At 67.2% G+C, this 15,065-nt stretch carries 25 protein-coding genes; 24 read left to right on the forward strand and 1 reads right to left on the reverse strand.

Features of this window, described 5'->3' with window-relative positions; genetic code table 11:
• The first annotated feature begins 9 nt into the window (after positions 1–9).
• The 4 genes from ACWIDW_RS07605 to ACWIDW_RS07620 are packed head-to-tail and all read left to right on the forward strand — an operon-like array spanning position 10 to position 4,213.
• Positions 10–741, forward strand: a complete 732-nt coding sequence (locus tag ACWIDW_RS07605; protein WP_454124229.1) for an LPXTG cell wall anchor domain-containing protein — start codon at positions 10–12, stop codon at positions 739–741.
• Positions 734–1,369: a signal peptidase I gene (locus ACWIDW_RS07610; protein WP_454124230.1), complete on the forward strand. Its 636-nt coding sequence runs from the start codon at positions 734–736 to the stop codon at positions 1,367–1,369. Before ACWIDW_RS07605 ends, ACWIDW_RS07610 begins: the two co-directional genes overlap by 8 nt.
• Positions 1,370–1,424: 55 nt before the next feature.
• Complete coding sequence (locus ACWIDW_RS07615) at positions 1,425–3,059, forward strand: sensor histidine kinase (RefSeq protein WP_454124231.1); 1,635 nt, start codon at positions 1,425–1,427, stop codon at positions 3,057–3,059.
• A complete protein-coding gene (locus ACWIDW_RS07620) occupies positions 3,059–4,213 on the forward strand; it encodes a hypothetical protein (protein ID WP_454124232.1) in 1,155 nt (384 codons plus the stop codon). The genes ACWIDW_RS07615 and ACWIDW_RS07620 overlap by 1 nt, the downstream gene beginning before the upstream one ends.
• A gap of 20 nt (positions 4,214–4,233) precedes the next feature.
• Here the strand turns inward: ACWIDW_RS07620 and ACWIDW_RS07625 are convergent, their stop codons facing one another.
• Entirely contained in the window at positions 4,234–4,986 is a 753-nt protein-coding gene (locus ACWIDW_RS07625; protein WP_454124233.1) for a response regulator transcription factor, read from the reverse strand.
• Between the two features lie 410 nt (positions 4,987–5,396).
• On the opposite strand from ACWIDW_RS07625, the gene rpsJ reads away from it, so the two are divergent.
• The 20 genes from rpsJ (at position 5,397) to rplO (ending at position 14,987) form a co-directional block, all read left to right on the forward strand.
• Positions 5,397–5,705 carry a 30S ribosomal protein S10 gene (rpsJ, locus tag ACWIDW_RS07630; RefSeq protein WP_017201594.1) on the forward strand — a complete coding sequence of 103 codons (309 nt, stop codon included), beginning with the start codon at positions 5,397–5,399 and terminating at the stop codon, positions 5,703–5,705.
• A gap of 8 nt (positions 5,706–5,713) precedes the next feature.
• A complete protein-coding gene (gene rplC, locus ACWIDW_RS07635; RefSeq protein WP_099194596.1) occupies positions 5,714–6,373 on the forward strand; it encodes a 50S ribosomal protein L3 in 660 nt (219 codons plus the stop codon).
• A 4-nt stretch (positions 6,374–6,377) separates the two neighbouring features.
• The gene (gene rplD / locus ACWIDW_RS07640; protein WP_454124234.1) at positions 6,378–7,043 is read left to right on the forward strand and encodes a 50S ribosomal protein L4; all 666 of its coding nucleotides are present in this window, start codon (positions 6,378–6,380) and stop codon (positions 7,041–7,043) included.
• Positions 7,040–7,360, forward strand: a complete 321-nt coding sequence (rplW, locus tag ACWIDW_RS07645) for a 50S ribosomal protein L23 (RefSeq protein WP_099194598.1) — start codon at positions 7,040–7,042, stop codon at positions 7,358–7,360. The genes rplD and rplW overlap by 4 nt, the downstream gene beginning before the upstream one ends.
• A gap of 20 nt (positions 7,361–7,380) precedes the next feature.
• A complete protein-coding gene (gene rplB, locus ACWIDW_RS07650) occupies positions 7,381–8,220 on the forward strand; it encodes a 50S ribosomal protein L2 (protein ID WP_336646366.1) in 840 nt (279 codons plus the stop codon).
• A 12-nt stretch (positions 8,221–8,232) separates the two neighbouring features.
• Positions 8,233–8,514: a 30S ribosomal protein S19 gene (rpsS, locus tag ACWIDW_RS07655; protein WP_071640280.1), complete on the forward strand. Its 282-nt coding sequence runs from the start codon at positions 8,233–8,235 to the stop codon at positions 8,512–8,514.
• A gap of 38 nt (positions 8,515–8,552) precedes the next feature.
• Positions 8,553–8,954 (forward strand): 50S ribosomal protein L22, encoded by a 402-nt coding sequence (gene rplV, locus ACWIDW_RS07660; protein ID WP_101188487.1) that lies wholly within the window; start codon positions 8,553–8,555, stop codon positions 8,952–8,954.
• Positions 8,954–9,718, forward strand: a complete 765-nt coding sequence (gene rpsC, locus ACWIDW_RS07665; RefSeq protein ID WP_071640276.1) for a 30S ribosomal protein S3 — start codon at positions 8,954–8,956, stop codon at positions 9,716–9,718. The genes rplV and rpsC overlap by 1 nt, the downstream gene beginning before the upstream one ends.
• The gene (gene rplP / locus ACWIDW_RS07670) at positions 9,718–10,137 is read left to right on the forward strand and encodes a 50S ribosomal protein L16 (protein ID WP_179410064.1); all 420 of its coding nucleotides are present in this window, start codon (positions 9,718–9,720) and stop codon (positions 10,135–10,137) included. Before rpsC ends, rplP begins: the two co-directional genes overlap by 1 nt.
• On the forward strand, positions 10,137–10,454 hold the full coding sequence (gene rpmC / locus ACWIDW_RS07675) for a 50S ribosomal protein L29 (protein ID WP_101188489.1): 318 nt from the start codon (positions 10,137–10,139) through the stop codon (positions 10,452–10,454). Before rplP ends, rpmC begins: the two co-directional genes overlap by 1 nt.
• Positions 10,454–10,768, forward strand: a complete 315-nt coding sequence (gene rpsQ / locus ACWIDW_RS07680) for a 30S ribosomal protein S17 (protein WP_271639517.1) — start codon at positions 10,454–10,456, stop codon at positions 10,766–10,768. The genes rpmC and rpsQ overlap by 1 nt, the downstream gene beginning before the upstream one ends.
• Entirely contained in the window at positions 10,765–11,133 is a 369-nt protein-coding gene (gene rplN, locus ACWIDW_RS07685) for a 50S ribosomal protein L14 (protein ID WP_454124235.1), read from the forward strand. The genes rpsQ and rplN overlap by 4 nt, the downstream gene beginning before the upstream one ends.
• A gap of 2 nt (positions 11,134–11,135) precedes the next feature.
• Positions 11,136–11,495: a 50S ribosomal protein L24 gene (rplX, locus tag ACWIDW_RS07690; protein WP_454124236.1), complete on the forward strand. Its 360-nt coding sequence runs from the start codon at positions 11,136–11,138 to the stop codon at positions 11,493–11,495.
• The gene (rplE, locus tag ACWIDW_RS07695; RefSeq protein ID WP_071640263.1) at positions 11,495–12,085 is read left to right on the forward strand and encodes a 50S ribosomal protein L5; all 591 of its coding nucleotides are present in this window, start codon (positions 11,495–11,497) and stop codon (positions 12,083–12,085) included. Before rplX ends, rplE begins: the two co-directional genes overlap by 1 nt.
• Positions 12,086–12,237: 152 nt before the next feature.
• Entirely contained in the window at positions 12,238–12,636 is a 399-nt protein-coding gene (gene rpsH, locus ACWIDW_RS07700) for a 30S ribosomal protein S8 (RefSeq protein WP_454124237.1), read from the forward strand.
• A gap of 6 nt (positions 12,637–12,642) precedes the next feature.
• On the forward strand, positions 12,643–13,179 hold the full coding sequence (gene rplF, locus ACWIDW_RS07705) for a 50S ribosomal protein L6 (protein WP_452321976.1): 537 nt from the start codon (positions 12,643–12,645) through the stop codon (positions 13,177–13,179).
• Between the two features lie 2 nt (positions 13,180–13,181).
• Entirely contained in the window at positions 13,182–13,541 is a 360-nt protein-coding gene (rplR, locus tag ACWIDW_RS07710) for a 50S ribosomal protein L18 (RefSeq protein ID WP_101188495.1), read from the forward strand.
• Positions 13,538–14,221 carry a 30S ribosomal protein S5 gene (rpsE, locus tag ACWIDW_RS07715; protein WP_454124238.1) on the forward strand — a complete coding sequence of 228 codons (684 nt, stop codon included), beginning with the start codon at positions 13,538–13,540 and terminating at the stop codon, positions 14,219–14,221. Before rplR ends, rpsE begins: the two co-directional genes overlap by 4 nt.
• Positions 14,221–14,406, forward strand: a complete 186-nt coding sequence (gene rpmD, locus ACWIDW_RS07720) for a 50S ribosomal protein L30 (protein ID WP_071640253.1) — start codon at positions 14,221–14,223, stop codon at positions 14,404–14,406. Before rpsE ends, rpmD begins: the two co-directional genes overlap by 1 nt.
• Positions 14,406–14,987: a 50S ribosomal protein L15 gene (rplO, locus tag ACWIDW_RS07725; RefSeq protein WP_454124239.1), complete on the forward strand. Its 582-nt coding sequence runs from the start codon at positions 14,406–14,408 to the stop codon at positions 14,985–14,987. The genes rpmD and rplO overlap by 1 nt, the downstream gene beginning before the upstream one ends.
• Positions 14,988–15,065: the final 78 nt, after the last annotated feature.

Raw genomic sequence — 15,065 nt, forward strand, 5'->3', positions numbered from 1 at the left:
CCTCGGAACATGACACGTCCCGCCTCCACCTGCGCGGCCGCCCTGCTCGCAGTCGCAGCGCTGGCCACCCCGACGGCGGCCACCGCCGCCGAGGATGACCTTGTCGTCTCCACCGACGGCACGCACTACTCCAGCACCGACGTGCTGCCCGCGTTCGCCGACGACCTGCGTCTCGTGCCCGGCGATCGCGAAAGCGCGTCGTTCTGGATCAGAAACGACTCCGCGCACACCGGACGGCTTCGCCTCGACCTCGTCGACCCGGTGAGCGTCGATGCCGTGTTCGCCGCGCACGTCGAGCTCGCTGCCGCCCCCGACGGCACCGGCGCGACGCCGGTCACCATGTCGACGGCGCTCGCGAACGGCTCGTGCACTGTGCTCAGCAGCGACAGCGTGCTCGCACCCGGTCAGGCTGTTCGGATCCGGGTGACCGCGTCGCTCAGCTCCGCGCTCACCGACGAACAGGGCGCGTTGGCCGACCTGCGCTTCCGGATGCGCGCGGTGCTGGCGGATGCCTCGGCCGCGGCAGTGCAGCCGGCAGGCGCCGCCTGCACTGTTGCGCCTGAGGATGGCGGCGTCGCACCGCAGCCCTCCCCGACATCACCGCCGAGCGCGCTGGCCGCGACCGGCGGCACCGGCGCGGTGACGGCAGCGGCGGTGGGTGTCGCCGCGACCGTCGCGGGCATGATCGCCTTCCTGTGGGCTCGACGTCGTCGTTCCGAAGGAGATGAAGCCGATGCGTGACTCCGTCGTCATCCAGGCCGAGACATTCTGCGGGCCACTCCCTCCTGAACCTGCGACGTCATCGCGGGGTGGCCTGCTGCGGGCGCTGTTGAATGCCGTCGCGGTCGCACTGCTCGTCGGCATTCTCGCCGTCGGCGCACTCGCGATCGCGGTCCCCGCACTGACCGGATCCACCGCGCTCACCGTGCTGACCTCGTCGATGGAGCCGCACCTGCCGCCGGGAACGATGGTCGTCGTGCGACCGACCGATGCCGCCGACGTGGAACCCGGCATGGTGCTGACCTACCAGCTGCGCAGCGGTGAGCCGACCCTGATCACGCACCGCGTCACCCAGGTTCTCGCCGGGGTCGATGGCGAGCGACGATTCATCACCAAGGGCGACAACAACGCAGCAGCGGACGCAGATCCGGTCCGTGAGGTGCAGGTGCGCGGCACGGTCTGGTATGCGATCCCGTGGCTGGGCTGGGCGGCAGTGGCGATCACCGGTCCCCACCGCGCCGTCATGGTGACGGTGGCTGTGGTGCTCCTCTTCGGCTACGCCGCGTGGGCATTCGGCTCGGGCCTCGTCGACCGGATGCGCCGCAGAGGAAGCGTCGCCTCGACAGGCTCAGGATCTGCGCATCTTTGACCCGGCACCCCACGACGGTGCCGTCGGCCGTCATGTCGCCGGTTAGATTCGAGTAATGACGTTCCTGGCGTCGGATGCCCCGACCGCGCTGCGACACGTAGGCGACAGGGCCGTTCTGCTCAACCAGGTCCTGCTCGGCACCGCCGTGGTCCTCGCCGTGCTCCTCTCGCTCGCGACGGGAGCCGTCGTCGGGGTCGACGCCCTCATGCTCGGCCTGACGCTGATCTTCATCGCGACGGGAGCCGCGATCCTCGTCCCGTGGCAGCGCAGCCCGGTGGGACTCGTGCTGCTCCTGCCGCTGATCGACATCGGCGCGGTCATGCTGCTGACGCTCTCGTCCCCGGCATCCGGATTCCCGCTGCTGTGGCTCTTCCCCGCGATGTGGGTCGGATCGACGCTGGGGATGCTCGGAGTGGTCGGAGCGACCGTCGTGGTCACCACGCTCTACTGGGCGTCTATCGTCCTCGTCGAGGCGCCTCCTCTGCTCTCGGCGTTCGTGGTGTTCCCGATCGTGGTCGCGGGGCTGGCGACGATCGCCGCGGTCGCGTCGTGGAGATCGGGTGCGCAGCGCGTGGTGCTCGAGAAGCAGTCGCGTGAGCTGCGCCGGGCGGTGGATCGCGCCAGAAGCCAGGAGGAGCTCGTCACCGAGGCGCTGGATGCCGTCGACTTCGGGCTCATCCGCCTGACGGCGAACGGCGATCAGGTCGTCGCGAATGAGGCCATGGCGCGTCTGCACTCCGCCATCGGCGACACGGACGTGCTGCAGCCGTTCGCCGCCGACGGGCTGACCCCGCTCGCCGAGGACGAGCTCCCTCTCGCCCGCGCACGACGAGGGGAGGAGATCGACCGCGCCCTCGTCTGGTTCGGTGCCCCCGGTGACCTCGCCCGCCGCTCGCTGCAGTTCAGCTCACGTCGTCTCACCGGCAAGAACGTCTCGCACGACGGGCTCATCGTGGTGGCGCAGGACACGACCGCGGAGGAGCTCGCCCTGCGCGCCCGGGAAGACCTGATCGCATCCGTCTCGCACGAGCTGCGCACCCCGATGACCTCGATCACCGGCTATGTCGAGCTCGTCCTCGACGACGAGACCCTCTCCGCCTCGTCGCGGCGCAGCCTCGAGGTCGTCGAGCGCAACGCCGCGCGGCTGCTCGCCATCGTGTCGGATCTCGTGGCGGCATCCGCGATGTCGCGCATGGGGGTGTCGCTGTCGATCAGACCCGAGCGCACCGACCTCACGGCGCTCGCCGCAGCCTCCATCGAGTCGTCATTGCTGCCCGCTGCGGAACGCGGCATGTCCATCGAGCTGCTCGCGGACGGCCCGGTGTGGGCCCACATCGACGCGCATCGCATCCGTCAGGTGATCGACAACCTCGTCTCGAACGCGGTGAAGTACGGCCGAGACCGTGGTCGAGTCGAGGTCGACGTGCGCACCGAAGCCGACCGGGTGGTGTTTGCGGTGCGCGATGACGGACCGGGCATCCCCGCCGGCGAAGTGCCGCGCCTGTTCGAGCGGTTCTTCCGCTCGGCGCTTGTCCGGCAGTCCGTGACACACGGCAGCGGGCTCGGTCTGTCGATCAGCCGCGACATCGTCGTGGCGCACAACGGCTCGCTCACGGTGAGCACCGTCCTCGGCCAGGGAGCCGAGTTCACGATGTCGCTGCCGTTGCCGGCAGCCCGAGAGGAGACCTGATGCAGCTGGATGCGTACACCGTCAACGTCCTCGTATCCGTCGCGGCGCTCTCTGCCGCGGTGATGTACCTGCTCGAGACCCTGCTGCGTCAGGAGAGCCGGGCAGGTCAGCTGTGGGCGGTGGCGTACCTGTTCGGCATCCTCACCGTCATCGCCTACCTGGTGTGGATGAAGGTCGACGAGCACCTTGTTCCGCTCGCCATCGGCAACGGGGCGCTGGTCGGCACCGTCGGATGCCTGTGGCTGGGCTGCCTGCGGCACAACGCGCACCGTCTGCTGCGTCCGAGCATGATCGTCGCAGCCGCCGTTCTCGTCTCGGTGGCCGCCGTCTTCGTCGAAGGCGCCGCAGCAGGGGAGTGGGCCGGTGCCGCCGCGACGTTCGCGGGCGTGGCCGTCTTCGCGCTCCTCGGCGCCGCCGAGTCACGACGCGGGCGCAACGGAGACACTCCCGAGACCATCGGTCTGACGGTCGTCCTGATCGTGGGCGGCATCTACTACGGCGCGCGAAGCGCAGTGTTCATGACCCTGGGGCCCGCCAGCGACGTCTTCCGCACCTGGTTCGACTCGAGCAGCGCGGGGATCCTGACCATCGTGCTCCTGATCGTCGCGCTGGTCACGACGACCACGCTCCGCAACAACGCGGTCGTCTTCGGAGAGGGCAGCAGCGAACTGAGCCTGACGGGAGACGGGCTGCTGACCGCGCGCTCGTTCTTCGTCATGGTGCAGCGGATCATCGAGGTCGACCGCGAAGACGAGCGCACGCTGGGCGTGATCGCGTTCCGCGCCGACGACCTGCCGCAGATCGGCATCGCGTTCGGTGCGAGCGAGCAGGAGGCAGTCGTGGCTCTGTGTCGCGAGTCCCTCCGCCGCTATGCTCCCGCGATGTCGCCGGTCGGCGAACTCGGGCCGAACGGACTCGGGCTCGCCGTCGCGGCGGAATCGCCGGCGGCGGTGCGGCGACTGGCGAGCCGCATCCAGCGACGGATTCTCGACGATCTAGCCGACCGCGGCACCGCCGTCATCCCGGTGATCGGTGTCGGCGTCGCGGTAGCCGACACCTACGGCAAGGATGCCCGCGCGCTGATCCGAGCGGCGTTCGATGCCGCGGGGCGCGCGACCACGAGCCTCGACGCGTCCGTGGTGATCGCCGACTGAAGGGCAGCGGCGAAAGCGGGTCAGACCGCGAGGCGGTAGCCGACCCCGCGCACCGTCTCGATCCACCGGGGCTGGGTGGCCGACTCGCCGAGCTTGCGCCGGAGGTTCGCGACGTGCACCTCGATGGCGCGCACGTCGTGCTCGCTCACGTAGCTTCCTCCCGCCATGCGGTCACCGCGCAGCATCAGCGCGAGCACCTCCTTCGAGACCACACGACGGCCCGAGGTGAGCAGATCCCTGAGGATGTCGAACTCGCTGCGGGTGAGCTCGAGCGATGAACCGTCGGCGGTCGCGAGACGCATCGCGGGATGCAGCCGGAGACCTCTGTGCTCGATCCAGTCGTGGTCGTCGCCGGCATCCGGCCGTGCGGCGGGCGCCGGGGTGCCGTCCTGGGCGCTGAGCGAACGGGGTCGGCGCAGCATCGCGTCGATGCGCGCTCGCAGCTCGCGGGGTCGGAACGGCTTGGTCAGATAGTCGTCGGCGCCGGACTGCAGCCCCTGCACGGCGTCGATCTCCTCGGCCCGCGCGGTCAGCATGACGATGTACGTGGTGCTGAACGCTCGGATGCGGCGCGCCGTCTCGAACCCGTCCATGCCGGGAAGGCTCACGTCCAGCGTCGTGACGAGCGGGTGGTGTTCGTCGATCAGAGCGATGCCGTCGGCCCCGGTGCCGGCGACGAACACGCGGAACCCCGCCTGTTCGAGCACCTCGCGCACGAGTTCCCTGATGTCCGGATCGTCCTCGATCACCACCGCGTTCTGCGAATCTGGCACGTCGCCTCCCCATCGCCGGAACGATCTCCGGCGCCTGAGATGATAGCGCGAAAACGCATTTACCCGAGTAGCGGACGGGGGCGCCCGACCGCGACACGCCCGGGTTTGCGGCGCCGGAATCCGCGTGGCAGAATAGACAGGTTCCACATTTCTGCGCTCTTCGTGAAGCGCGGAATCACTGTCACGACTGTGCATAGACGGCGACATCCCCAGGATGCTGCAGGGTTCTAGGCCGCGGGCAGCAGAACACCTCCCACTCGAAGACGCAAGCATCCGATGCTGGCGTCTTCATGGTGAAAAGACAACAGCGGTGCGTAAGTGCCGAAGGCGCGACCAGCGCCATCGAGCGTCCAATGCCCCAGGGTCACCCGGCCCCGGACGGTACGACGCCTATAGAGAGAGAGCAGACAATGGCGGGACAGAAGATCCGCATTCGCCTGAAGTCGTATGACCACGAGGTCATCGACACGTCGGCACGAAAGATCGTCGACACCGTGACCCGTGCGGGCGCGACCGTCGTCGGGCCCGTGCCGCTTCCGACCGAGAAGAACGTCGTGTGCGTCATCCGGTCGCCCCACAAGTACAAGGACAGCCGCGAGCACTTCGAGATGCGCACCCACAAGCGTCTGATCGACATCGTCGACCCGACGCCGAAGGCCGTCGACTCGCTGATGCGTCTCGACCTGCCCGCCGATGTCAACATCGAGATCAAGCTCTGAGGTCCGCCATGGTTGACATCAACGCAAAGATTTCCAAGGGCATGCTCGGCACGAAGCTCGGCATGACCCAGGTCTGGAACGAGAACGGGAAGCTCATCCCCGTGACCGTCATCGAGCTGGCGCCGAACGTGGTCACCCAGGTTCGCACCCCCGAGAAGGACGGCTACAACGCCGTTCAGATCGCCTACGGCCAGATCGACCCCCGCAAGGTCAACAAGCCGCTGACCGCCCACTTCGAGGCTGCCGGCGTCACGCCGCGTCGCCACGTCACCGAGATCCGCACCGCGGACGCCGCTGACTACTCGCTCGGCCAGGAGCTCACGCTCGACGGCGTGTTCGAGGCAGGTCAGCTGGTCGACGTCGTCGGCACCAGCAAGGGCAAGGGCACCGCCGGTGTCATGAAGCGTCACAACTTCGCCGGCGTCTCCGCCTCCCACGGTGCGCACCGCAACCACCGCAAGCCCGGCTCGATCGGCGCCTCGTCGACCCCGAGCCGCGTGTTCAAGGGCATGCGCATGGCCGGCCGCATGGGTGGCGAGCGCGTGACCGTCCTCAACCTCACGGTGCACGCCATCGACGCCGAGAAGGGACTCATGCTCGTCAAGGGCGCCGTCCCCGGTGCGCGTGGTCGTATCGTGTACGTCCGCAACGCAGTGAAGGGTGCCTGATCCCATGGCTGACTCCACTCTGGCTATCGACGTCCTGACGGTCGAAGGCAAGAAGGCAGGCTCTGTCGAGCTGCCCGCCTCGATCTTCGACGTCGAGACCAACGTCCCCCTGATCCACCAGGTCGTCGTCGCGCAGCTCGCCGCCGCGCGTCAGGGCACCCACGCGACGAAGACTCGTGGCGACGTGTCCGGCTCCGGCAGCAAGCCCTTCAAGCAGAAGGGCACGGGTAACGCCCGTCAGGGCTCGATCCGCATGCCGCAGCACCGCGGCGGTGGCACGGTCCACGGCCCGCAGCCGCGCGACTACTCGCAGCGCACCCCCAAGAAGATGATCGCCGCCGCCCTTCGTGGCGCGCTCAGCGACCGCTTCCGCGGCCAGCGTCTGCACGCCGTCGAGGCCTTCGTCGCCGACAGCACCCCCTCGACCAAGGCTGCGGCCGGCCTGCTGGCCTCCGTCGCCCCGTCGAAGAACGTGCTGGTCGTCATCGAGCGCTCTGACGAGCTGACCACGAAGAGCGTCCGCAACCTCGCGAACGTTCACCTGATCAGCTTCGACCAGCTGAACGCCTACGACGTGGTCGTCTCCGACGACATCGTCTTCACCAAGGCCGCACTCGAGGGCTTCATCGCCTCGAAGACGGGCGCGACCGCAGAGGAGGTCTCGGCATGACCGAGCAGAACGTTCTCGCCACGGCCCTGAACAAGGACCCGCGCGACATCATCCTCGGGCCGGTCGTGTCCGAGAAGAGCTACGGCCTGATCGATGAGGGCAAGTACACCTTCCTCGTCGACCCGCGCGCCTCGAAGACCGAGATCAAGCTCGCCATCGAGAAGATCTTCGGCGTCAAGGTCGCCTCGGTCAACACGATCAACCGCGTCGGCAAGGCCCGCCGCACCCGCTTCGGCACCGGCAAGCGCAAGGACACCAAGCGTGCGATCGTGTCTCTCAAGTCGGGTTCCATCGACATCTTCACGGCAGTCGGCTGACCGGGGGATAAGGACAGATAATGGCTATTCGCAAGTACAAGCCCACGACCCCGGGTCGCCGCGGTTCGTCGGTGGCCGACTTCGCCGAGATCACCCGATCGACGCCTGAGAAGTCGCTGCTGCGCCCGCTCTCCAAGACCGGTGGTCGCAACAACCAGGGCCGCATCACGACCCGTCACATCGGTGGTGGCCACAAGCGCCAGTACCGTGTCATCGACTTCCGTCGCAATGACAAGGACGGCATCAACGCCAAGGTCGCGCACATCGAGTACGACCCCAACCGCACCGCGCGCATCGCGCTGCTGCACTACTTCGACGGCGAGAAGCGCTACATCCTCGCGCCGACGAAGCTGAAGCAGGGCGACGTCGTCGAGTCGGGTGCCGGCGCTGACATCAAGCCGGGCAACAACCTGCCGCTGAAGAACATCCCCACCGGTACCGTGATCCACGCGATCGAGCTGCGTCCCGGCGGCGGAGCGAAGATGGCCCGTTCGGCCGGCGCCTCGGTGCGTCTGGTCGCGAAGGACGGTCCCTACGCACAGCTGCGTCTGCCCTCGGGCGAGATCCGCAACGTCGATGCGCGCTGCCGCGCGACCATCGGCGAGGTCGGCAACGCCGAGCAGTCGAACATCAACTGGGGCAAGGCCGGCCGCAAGCGCTGGAAGGGCGTTCGCCCGACCGTCCGCGGTGTCGCCATGAACCCGGTCGACCACCCGCACGGTGGTGGCGAGGGCAAGACGTCCGGTGGACGTCACCCCGTCTCCCCGTGGGGCCAGGCTGAGGGTCGTACCCGTCACGCCAACAAGGAAAGTGACAAGTACATCGTCCGCCGCCGCAACGCCGGCAAGAAGCGCAAGTAGGAGTAGAGGAAGATGCCACGCAGTCTCAAGAAGGGCCCCTTCGTCGACGAGCACCTGCTTCGCAAGGTGGTCGGACAGAACGAGTCCGGTACGAAGAACGTCATCAAGACCTGGTCGCGTCGCTCGATGATCATCCCCGCAATGCTGGGACACACCATCGCCGTGCACGACGGTCGCAAGCACATCCCCGTGTTCGTGACCGAGACCATGGTCGGCCACAAGCTGGGCGAGTTCGCGCCCACCCGCACCTTCCGCGGCCACGAGAAGGACGACAAGAAGGGCCGTCGCCGCTGACGCGGTGACGCTCTGGACAGAAACAGAGGAGGAGAACAATGGTGGAATCCATCGCACGCGTCAAGCACATCCGCGTGACCCCTCAGAAGGCTCGTCGTGTCGTCGCGCTCATCAAGGGCAAGCAGGCGCAGGAAGCACTGGCCATTCTGAAGTTCGCACCGCAGGGTGCCAGCGAGCCGATCTACAAGCTCGTGCACTCCGCCATCGCCAACGCGTCGGTCAAGGCCGACCGTGACGGCGAATTCCTGGACGAGCAGGACCTGTACGTGAAGAACGCGTACGTCGACGAGGGCACGACGCTCAAGCGTTTCCGCCCCCGTGCTCAGGGTCGTGCCTCGCAGATCAAGAAGCGCACGAGCCACATCACGGTCGTGCTGGCCACCCCGGAGGTCGCTGACGCGGCCGCACCGGCGGCCAAGACGAAGAAGGCGAGCAAGTAATGGGCCAGAAGGTCAACCCGTACGGCTTCCGCCTCGGCATCACCACGGACCACGTGTCGCGTTGGTTCTCGGACTCGACCAAGCCGGGCCAGCGTTACGCCGACTACGTCGCCGAGGACATCAAGATCCGTCGTCTGCTGCAGACGCAGCTCGACCGCGCCGGTGTCTCGAACATCGAGATCGAGCGCACCCGCGACCGCGTGCGTGTGGACATCCACACCGCACGTCCGGGCATCGTCATCGGCCGCCGCGGCGCCGAGGCCGAGCGCATCCGCGGCGACCTCGAGAAGCTCACCGGCAAGCAGATCCAGCTGAACATCCTCGAGGTCAAGAACCCCGAGGCCGACGCTCAGCTCGTCGCGCAGGGCATCGCCGAGCAGCTCTCTGCTCGCGTGGCGTTCCGTCGCGCGATGCGCAAGGGTCTGCAGGGCGCGCAGCGCGCCGGCGCCAAGGGCATCCGCATTCAGGTCTCCGGCCGCCTCGGCGGCGCGGAGATGAGCCGCTCGGAGTTCTACCGCGAGGGTCGTGTGCCGCTGCACACGCTGCGCGCGAACATCGACTACGGCTTCTACGAGGCGAAGACCACCTTCGGCCGCATCGGCGTGAAGGTCTGGATCTACAAGGGCGACCTCACCAACAAGGAGCTTGCTCGCGAGCAGGCCAACCAGAAGCCTTCGCGCGAGCGTGGCGACCGTCGTGGCCCCCGTGGCGACCGCGGTGACCGTCGCAACGAGGCTCCCGTCGCAGAAGGAGCGTCTGCCTGATGCTTATCCCTCGCAAGGTCAAGTACCGCAAGCAGCACCACCCGAAGCGTTCGGGCCAGGCCACCGGTGGCACCAAGGTGTCGTTCGGTGAGTTCGGCATCCAGGCGCTGACTCCCGCCTACGTGACCAACCGTCAGATCGAGTCCGCTCGTATCGCGATGACCCGTCACATCAAGCGTGGCGGAAAGGTGTGGATCAACATCTACCCCGACCGTCCGCTCACCAAGAAGCCCGCTGAGACCCGCATGGGTTCGGGTAAGGGCTCGCCCGAGTGGTGGGTCGCCAACGTTAAGCCGGGCCGTGTCCTCTTCGAGGTCGCGGGCGTCAATGAGGAACTCGCTCGCGAGGCCCTCACCCGGGCCATTCACAAGCTGCCGCTCAAGGCACGCATCATCAAGCGCGAGGAGGGCGACGCGTAATGGCGATCGGCACCAAGGAGCTCGCACCGAGCGAGCTCGACACGTTCGAAGACCAGCGCCTCGTCGAGGAGCTGCGCAAGGCCAAGGAGGAGCTGTTCAACCTCCGTTTCCAGTCGGCCACCGGCCAGCTGGAGAGCCACGGCCGCATCCGCGCCGTCAAGCGCGACATCGCGCGCCTCTACACCGTGATCCGCGAGCGCGAGCTGGGCATCCGTGCGACGCCCGCTCCGGTCGAGGCTCCGGCGAAGGCGAAGAAGAGCAAGGCCAAGAAGGCGGATGCCGCTGACGAGGCCGCTCCGAAGGAGGAGGCCGAGTAATGGCTGAGAAGAAGGCTGCTGACGCCGTCGAGCACGGCGAGCACGACGTCCGCGAGGCAGGCGCCCGCGGATACCGCAAGTCGCGCCGTGGCTACGTCGTCAGCGACAAGATGGACAAGACCATCGTCGTCGAGGTCGAGGACCGCGTGAAGCACCCGCTTTACGGCAAGGTCATCCGCGTCACCTCGAAGGTCAAGGCGCACGATGAGAACAACACCGCCGGCATCGGCGACCTCGTTCTCATCAACGAGACCCGCCCGCTGAGCGCCACCAAGCGCTGGCGTCTGGTGGAGATCCTGGAGAAGGCAAAGTGATCCAGAACGAGTCCCGCGTCAAGGTCGCCGACAACACCGGCGCCAAGGAGCTGCTCACGATCCGCGTTCTCGGTGGCTCCAGCCGCCGGTACGCCGGTCTGGGCGACACCATCGTCGCGACCGTCAAGGACGCGATCCCCGGCGGCAACGTCAAGAAGGGCGATGTGGTCAAGGCCGTCATCGTCCGCACCGTCAAGTCGACGCGTCGTGCCGACGGTTCGTACATCAAGTTCGACGAGAACGCCGCCGTCATCCTGAAGAACGACGGGGAGCCCCGCGGCACCCGCATCTTCGGACCGGTCGGTCGTGAGCTTCGCGACAAGAAGTTCATGAAGATCGTCTCGCTCGCCCCGGAGGTCATCTGATCATGGCGAAAATCAAGAAGGGTGACCTGGTTCAGGTCATCAGCGGCCGCAAGCAGGACAAGGGCGGCGACCGCGGTAAGCAGGGCAAGGTCCTCGAGATCCTCGTCGAGCAGAACCGCGTCGTCGTGGAGGGTGTCAACTTCGTCACCCGCCACACCCGTGTCGGCCAGACCCAGCGCGGCACCAAGACCGGTGGCATCGAGACCGTCGAGGCCCCGATCCACATCTCCAACGTCGCTCTCGTCGACCCCTCGACCAAGAAGCCGACCCGCGTCGGCCACCGCGTCGAGGAGCAGGTCAAGGACGGCGTGAAGCGCACGGTCCGCGTGCGCTACGCGAAGAAGTCAGGTAAGGACCTCTGATGGCAACGGCAACTGCTGCTGAGACTGGCAAGACCCAGCCTCGCCTGAAGCAGAAGTACAACACCGAGATCAAGAAGGCTCTGCAGGAGCAGTTCGGCTACGCGAACGTCATGCAGATCCCCGGCCTGGTCAAGGTGGTCGTCAACACCGGTGTCGGTGAGGCGGCTCGTGACTCCAAGGTGATCGAGGGCGCCATCGACGACCTCACCAAGATCACCGGTCAGAAGCCCATCGTCACGAAGGCCCGCAAGTCCATCGCGCAGTTCAAGCTGCGCGAGGGGCAGGCCATCGGCGCGCACGTCACCCTCCGCGGCGACCGCGCGTGGGAGTTCGTCGACCGCCTCGTCAACCTGGCGCTGCCGCGCATCCGCGACTTCCGCGGTCTGTCGGCCGACCAGTTCGACGGCAACGGCAACTACACCTTCGGTCTCCAGGAGCAGAGCGTGTTCCACGAGATCGATCAGGACAAGATCGACCGCGTCCGCGGTTTCGACATCACCGTGGTCACGACGGCCAAGACGGATGACGAGGGTCGCGCTCTCCTGCGCGCGCTCGGCTTCCCGTTCAAGGCCGCCGACGCCCCGGCGTGACCCTTCGACAGGCTCAGGGACCCATGTGGGTCGCTGAGCCTGTCGAAGTGCCCGTACAATTGAAGATTGTGCGTCCGCTCGGACGCGACTCTCATCGAAGGCCGTCTGTCGTGTAACGGCAGCCGGAACCTCATGATCGAAGGAAACCAGATATGACGATGACAGACCCGGTCGCAGACATGCTGACCCGTCTGCGCAACGCGAACTCGGCGCACCACGACTCCGTGACCATGCCGTCGAGCAAGCTCAAGACGAACATCGCCGAGATCCTCCAGCAGGAGGGCTACATCGCCGGCTACGAGGTCACCGACGCTCGCGTCGGCAGCAACCTCACCCTCTCGCTCAAGTACGGTGCCAACCGTGAGCGCTCGATCGCGGGCATCAAGCGCGTGTCGAAGCCCGGTCTGCGCGTGTACGCGAAGTCGACCGAGCTGCCCAAGGTCCTCGGTGGCCTCGGCGTTGCCATCCTGTCCACCTCCTCCGGTCTCCTCACCGACCGTCAGGCTGAGCAGAAGGGCGTGGGCGGAGAAGTTCTCGCCTACGTGTGGTGATCTGACATGTCGCGAATCGGACGACTTCCCATCGACATCCCCTCCGGCGTGACCGTCTCGGTCGACGGCCGCGAGGTCGCAGTCAAGGGTCCCAAGGGCGAGCTCTCGCTCACCCTGGCCAACCCCATCGAGGTCACGGTCGAAGAGAACCAGGTTCTCGTCACCCGCCCGGACGACGAGCGCGAGTCGCGCTCGCTGCACGGTCTGACCCGCACCCTCATCAACAACAACATCGTCGGCGTCACCCAGGGCTACACCAAGGGCCTCGAGGTCGTCGGCACCGGTTACCGCGTGCAGCAGAAGGGCAACTCGATCGAGTTCGCACTCGGCTTCTCGCACCCGGTCCTGGTCGACCCGCCCGCAGGCATCACCCTGACGGTCGAAGGCACCAACAAGGTGACCGTGAGCGGCATCGACAAGCAGGCTGTCGGCGAGGCCGCTGCCAACATCCGTAAGATCCGCAAGCCTGAGCCGTACAAGGGCAAGGGCGTGCGCTACGCCGGCGAGGTCGTGCGTCGCAAGGCCGGAAAGGCTGGTAAGTAACCATGGCTGTGAAGTCCAAGTCCGCCGCCCGCGCGCGTCGCCACGCACGTCTTCGCAAGAAGATCGTCGGCTCCGACGTCCGCCCGCGTCTCGTCGTCAACCGCTCCGCGCGCCACGTGTTCGTGCAGCTCGTCGACGACGCCAAGGGCCACACGGTGGCATCCGCTTCCACGCTCGAGACCGAGCTGCGCTCCTTCGACGGTGACAAGACCGCCAAGGCCCGCAAGGTCGGCGAGCTCGTCGCTGAGCGCGCGAAGGCCGCCGGCGTTTCCGAGGCAGTGTTCGACCGTGGCGGCAACCGCTACGCCGGTCGTGTCGCCGCCATCGCCGATGGCGCCCGTGAAGGGGGGCTGGCACTGTGAGTGACATCAAGGAGAACGAAGTGACCGAAACCGCTCCTGCCGAGGCTCAGGCCGAGCCGCAGCGTGAGCAGCGCGACAACCGCCGTGGCGGTCGCGATCGTGGCCAGGGCCGCGACCGCAACTCGCGCGACCGCGGGGACAACCAGTTCCTGGAGCGCGTCGTCACCATCAACCGTGTCTCGAAGGTCGTGAAGGGTGGTCGTCGCTTCAGCTTCACCGCTCTCGTGGTCGTCGGCGACGGCAACGGCCTGGTGGGCGTCGGCTACGGCAAGGCCCGCGAGGTGCCCCTGGCGATCTCGAAGGGTGTCGAAGAGGCCAAGCGCAACTTCTTCCGCGTTCCGCGCGTCGGCTCGACCATCCCGCACCCCGTGCAGGGTGAGGCCGCTGCAGGCGTCGTCCTGCTGCGTCCGGCCGCTGCCGGTACCGGTGTCATCGCCGGTGGTCCGGTGCGTGCCGTGCTCGAGTGCGCCGGCATCCACGACGTCCTGTCGAAGTCGCTCGGCTCGTCGAACACGATCAACATCGTGCACGCCACGGTCGAGGCTCTGCAGGGTCTCGAGGAGCCGCGCGCCGTCGCCGCTCGTCGTGGTCTCGACTACGACGCCGTCGTGCCGGAGATCATCATCCGCAACGAGGCGAAGGCCGCTGCCGCCGCCGCCGCGCAGAAGGTAGGTGCCTGATGGCTGAGCGCCTCAAGGTCACGCAGATCAAGTCCAAGGTGAGCGAGAAGCAGAACCAGCGCGACACGCTGCGTTCGCTCGGTCTCAAGCGGATCGGCGACTCGGTCGTTCGTCCCGACGACGCTCAGACCCGCGGCTACGTCCGCGCCGTCGCGCACCTCGTCAAGGTTGAGGAGATCGACTAATGGCTGAGAACAACGAAACCGTCGAGGCTGAGAAGGCCCCGAAGACCGCTGCCAAGAAGCCGGCTGCTGCGAAGGCCGCTCCGGCCAAGGCCGCCGACAAGAAGGCTCCGGCCAAGAAGGACGCCGACGCTCCGGCTTCGCGTCCGTCGGTGCTGAAGGTGCACCACCTGCGTCCCGTTCCCGGCGCTCACACCGCGAAGACCCGTGTCGGTCGCGGTGAGGGCTCGAAGGGCAAGACCGCCGGTCGTGGAACCAAGGGCACCAAGGCGCGCAACACCGTGCGTCTCGGCTTCGAGGGTGGGCAGATGCCGCTGCACATGCGCACCCCGAAGCTGCGCGGGTTCAAGAACCCGTTCCGCGTCGAGTACCAGGTCGTGAACCTGGCCAAGCTCGCGGAGCTGTACCCCCAGGGTGGCGATGTCACCGTCAGCGACCTGGTCGCCAAGGGTGCCGTGCGCAAGAACGAGAAGGTCAAGGTCCTCGGTGACGGCGACATCTCGGTCAAGCTGACCGTGTCGGTCGACAAGGTCTCCGGCAGCGCCGAGCAGAAGATCGTCGCCGCCGGCGGTTCGGTCAACTGATCAGGCCGCAGTGAACGCTGGGAGGGGTCGGAGATTGTCCGGCCCCTCCTTTGCGTTACCCTGGACTTTCGGCCGTCC

This window comes from Microbacterium sp. NPDC055312 (assembly GCF_053645675.1).

What these genes read in the sequence shown, in the direction of transcription:
- ACWIDW_RS07605 (WP_454124229.1), top strand. Translation starts at nt 10, where the DNA reads ATGACACGTCCCGCCTCCACCTGCGCGGCCGCCCTGCTCGCAGTCGCA.
- ACWIDW_RS07610 (WP_454124230.1), top strand. Translation starts at nt 734, where the DNA reads ATGCGTGACTCCGTCGTCATCCAGGCCGAGACATTCTGCGGGCCACTC.
- ACWIDW_RS07615 (WP_454124231.1), top strand. Translation starts at nt 1,425, where the DNA reads ATGACGTTCCTGGCGTCGGATGCCCCGACCGCGCTGCGACACGTAGGC.
- ACWIDW_RS07620 (WP_454124232.1), top strand. Translation starts at nt 3,059, where the DNA reads ATGCAGCTGGATGCGTACACCGTCAACGTCCTCGTATCCGTCGCGGCG.
- rpsJ (WP_017201594.1), top strand. Translation starts at nt 5,397, where the DNA reads ATGGCGGGACAGAAGATCCGCATTCGCCTGAAGTCGTATGACCACGAG.
- rplC (WP_099194596.1), top strand. Translation starts at nt 5,714, where the DNA reads ATGGTTGACATCAACGCAAAGATTTCCAAGGGCATGCTCGGCACGAAG.
- rplD (WP_454124234.1), top strand. Translation starts at nt 6,378, where the DNA reads ATGGCTGACTCCACTCTGGCTATCGACGTCCTGACGGTCGAAGGCAAG.
- rplW (WP_099194598.1), top strand. Translation starts at nt 7,040, where the DNA reads ATGACCGAGCAGAACGTTCTCGCCACGGCCCTGAACAAGGACCCGCGC.
- rplB (WP_336646366.1), top strand. Translation starts at nt 7,381, where the DNA reads ATGGCTATTCGCAAGTACAAGCCCACGACCCCGGGTCGCCGCGGTTCG.
- rpsS (WP_071640280.1), top strand. Translation starts at nt 8,233, where the DNA reads ATGCCACGCAGTCTCAAGAAGGGCCCCTTCGTCGACGAGCACCTGCTT.
- rplV (WP_101188487.1), top strand. Translation starts at nt 8,553, where the DNA reads ATGGTGGAATCCATCGCACGCGTCAAGCACATCCGCGTGACCCCTCAG.
- rpsC (WP_071640276.1), top strand. Translation starts at nt 8,954, where the DNA reads ATGGGCCAGAAGGTCAACCCGTACGGCTTCCGCCTCGGCATCACCACG.
- rplP (WP_179410064.1), top strand. Translation starts at nt 9,718, where the DNA reads ATGCTTATCCCTCGCAAGGTCAAGTACCGCAAGCAGCACCACCCGAAG.
- rpmC (WP_101188489.1), top strand. Translation starts at nt 10,137, where the DNA reads ATGGCGATCGGCACCAAGGAGCTCGCACCGAGCGAGCTCGACACGTTC.
- rpsQ (WP_271639517.1), top strand. Translation starts at nt 10,454, where the DNA reads ATGGCTGAGAAGAAGGCTGCTGACGCCGTCGAGCACGGCGAGCACGAC.
- rplX (WP_454124236.1), top strand. Translation starts at nt 11,136, where the DNA reads ATGGCGAAAATCAAGAAGGGTGACCTGGTTCAGGTCATCAGCGGCCGC.
- rplE (WP_071640263.1), top strand. Translation starts at nt 11,495, where the DNA reads ATGGCAACGGCAACTGCTGCTGAGACTGGCAAGACCCAGCCTCGCCTG.
- rpsH (WP_454124237.1), top strand. Translation starts at nt 12,238, where the DNA reads ATGACGATGACAGACCCGGTCGCAGACATGCTGACCCGTCTGCGCAAC.
- rplF (WP_452321976.1), top strand. Translation starts at nt 12,643, where the DNA reads ATGTCGCGAATCGGACGACTTCCCATCGACATCCCCTCCGGCGTGACC.
- rplR (WP_101188495.1), top strand. Translation starts at nt 13,182, where the DNA reads ATGGCTGTGAAGTCCAAGTCCGCCGCCCGCGCGCGTCGCCACGCACGT.
- rpmD (WP_071640253.1), top strand. Translation starts at nt 14,221, where the DNA reads ATGGCTGAGCGCCTCAAGGTCACGCAGATCAAGTCCAAGGTGAGCGAG.
- rplO (WP_454124239.1), top strand. Translation starts at nt 14,406, where the DNA reads ATGGCTGAGAACAACGAAACCGTCGAGGCTGAGAAGGCCCCGAAGACC.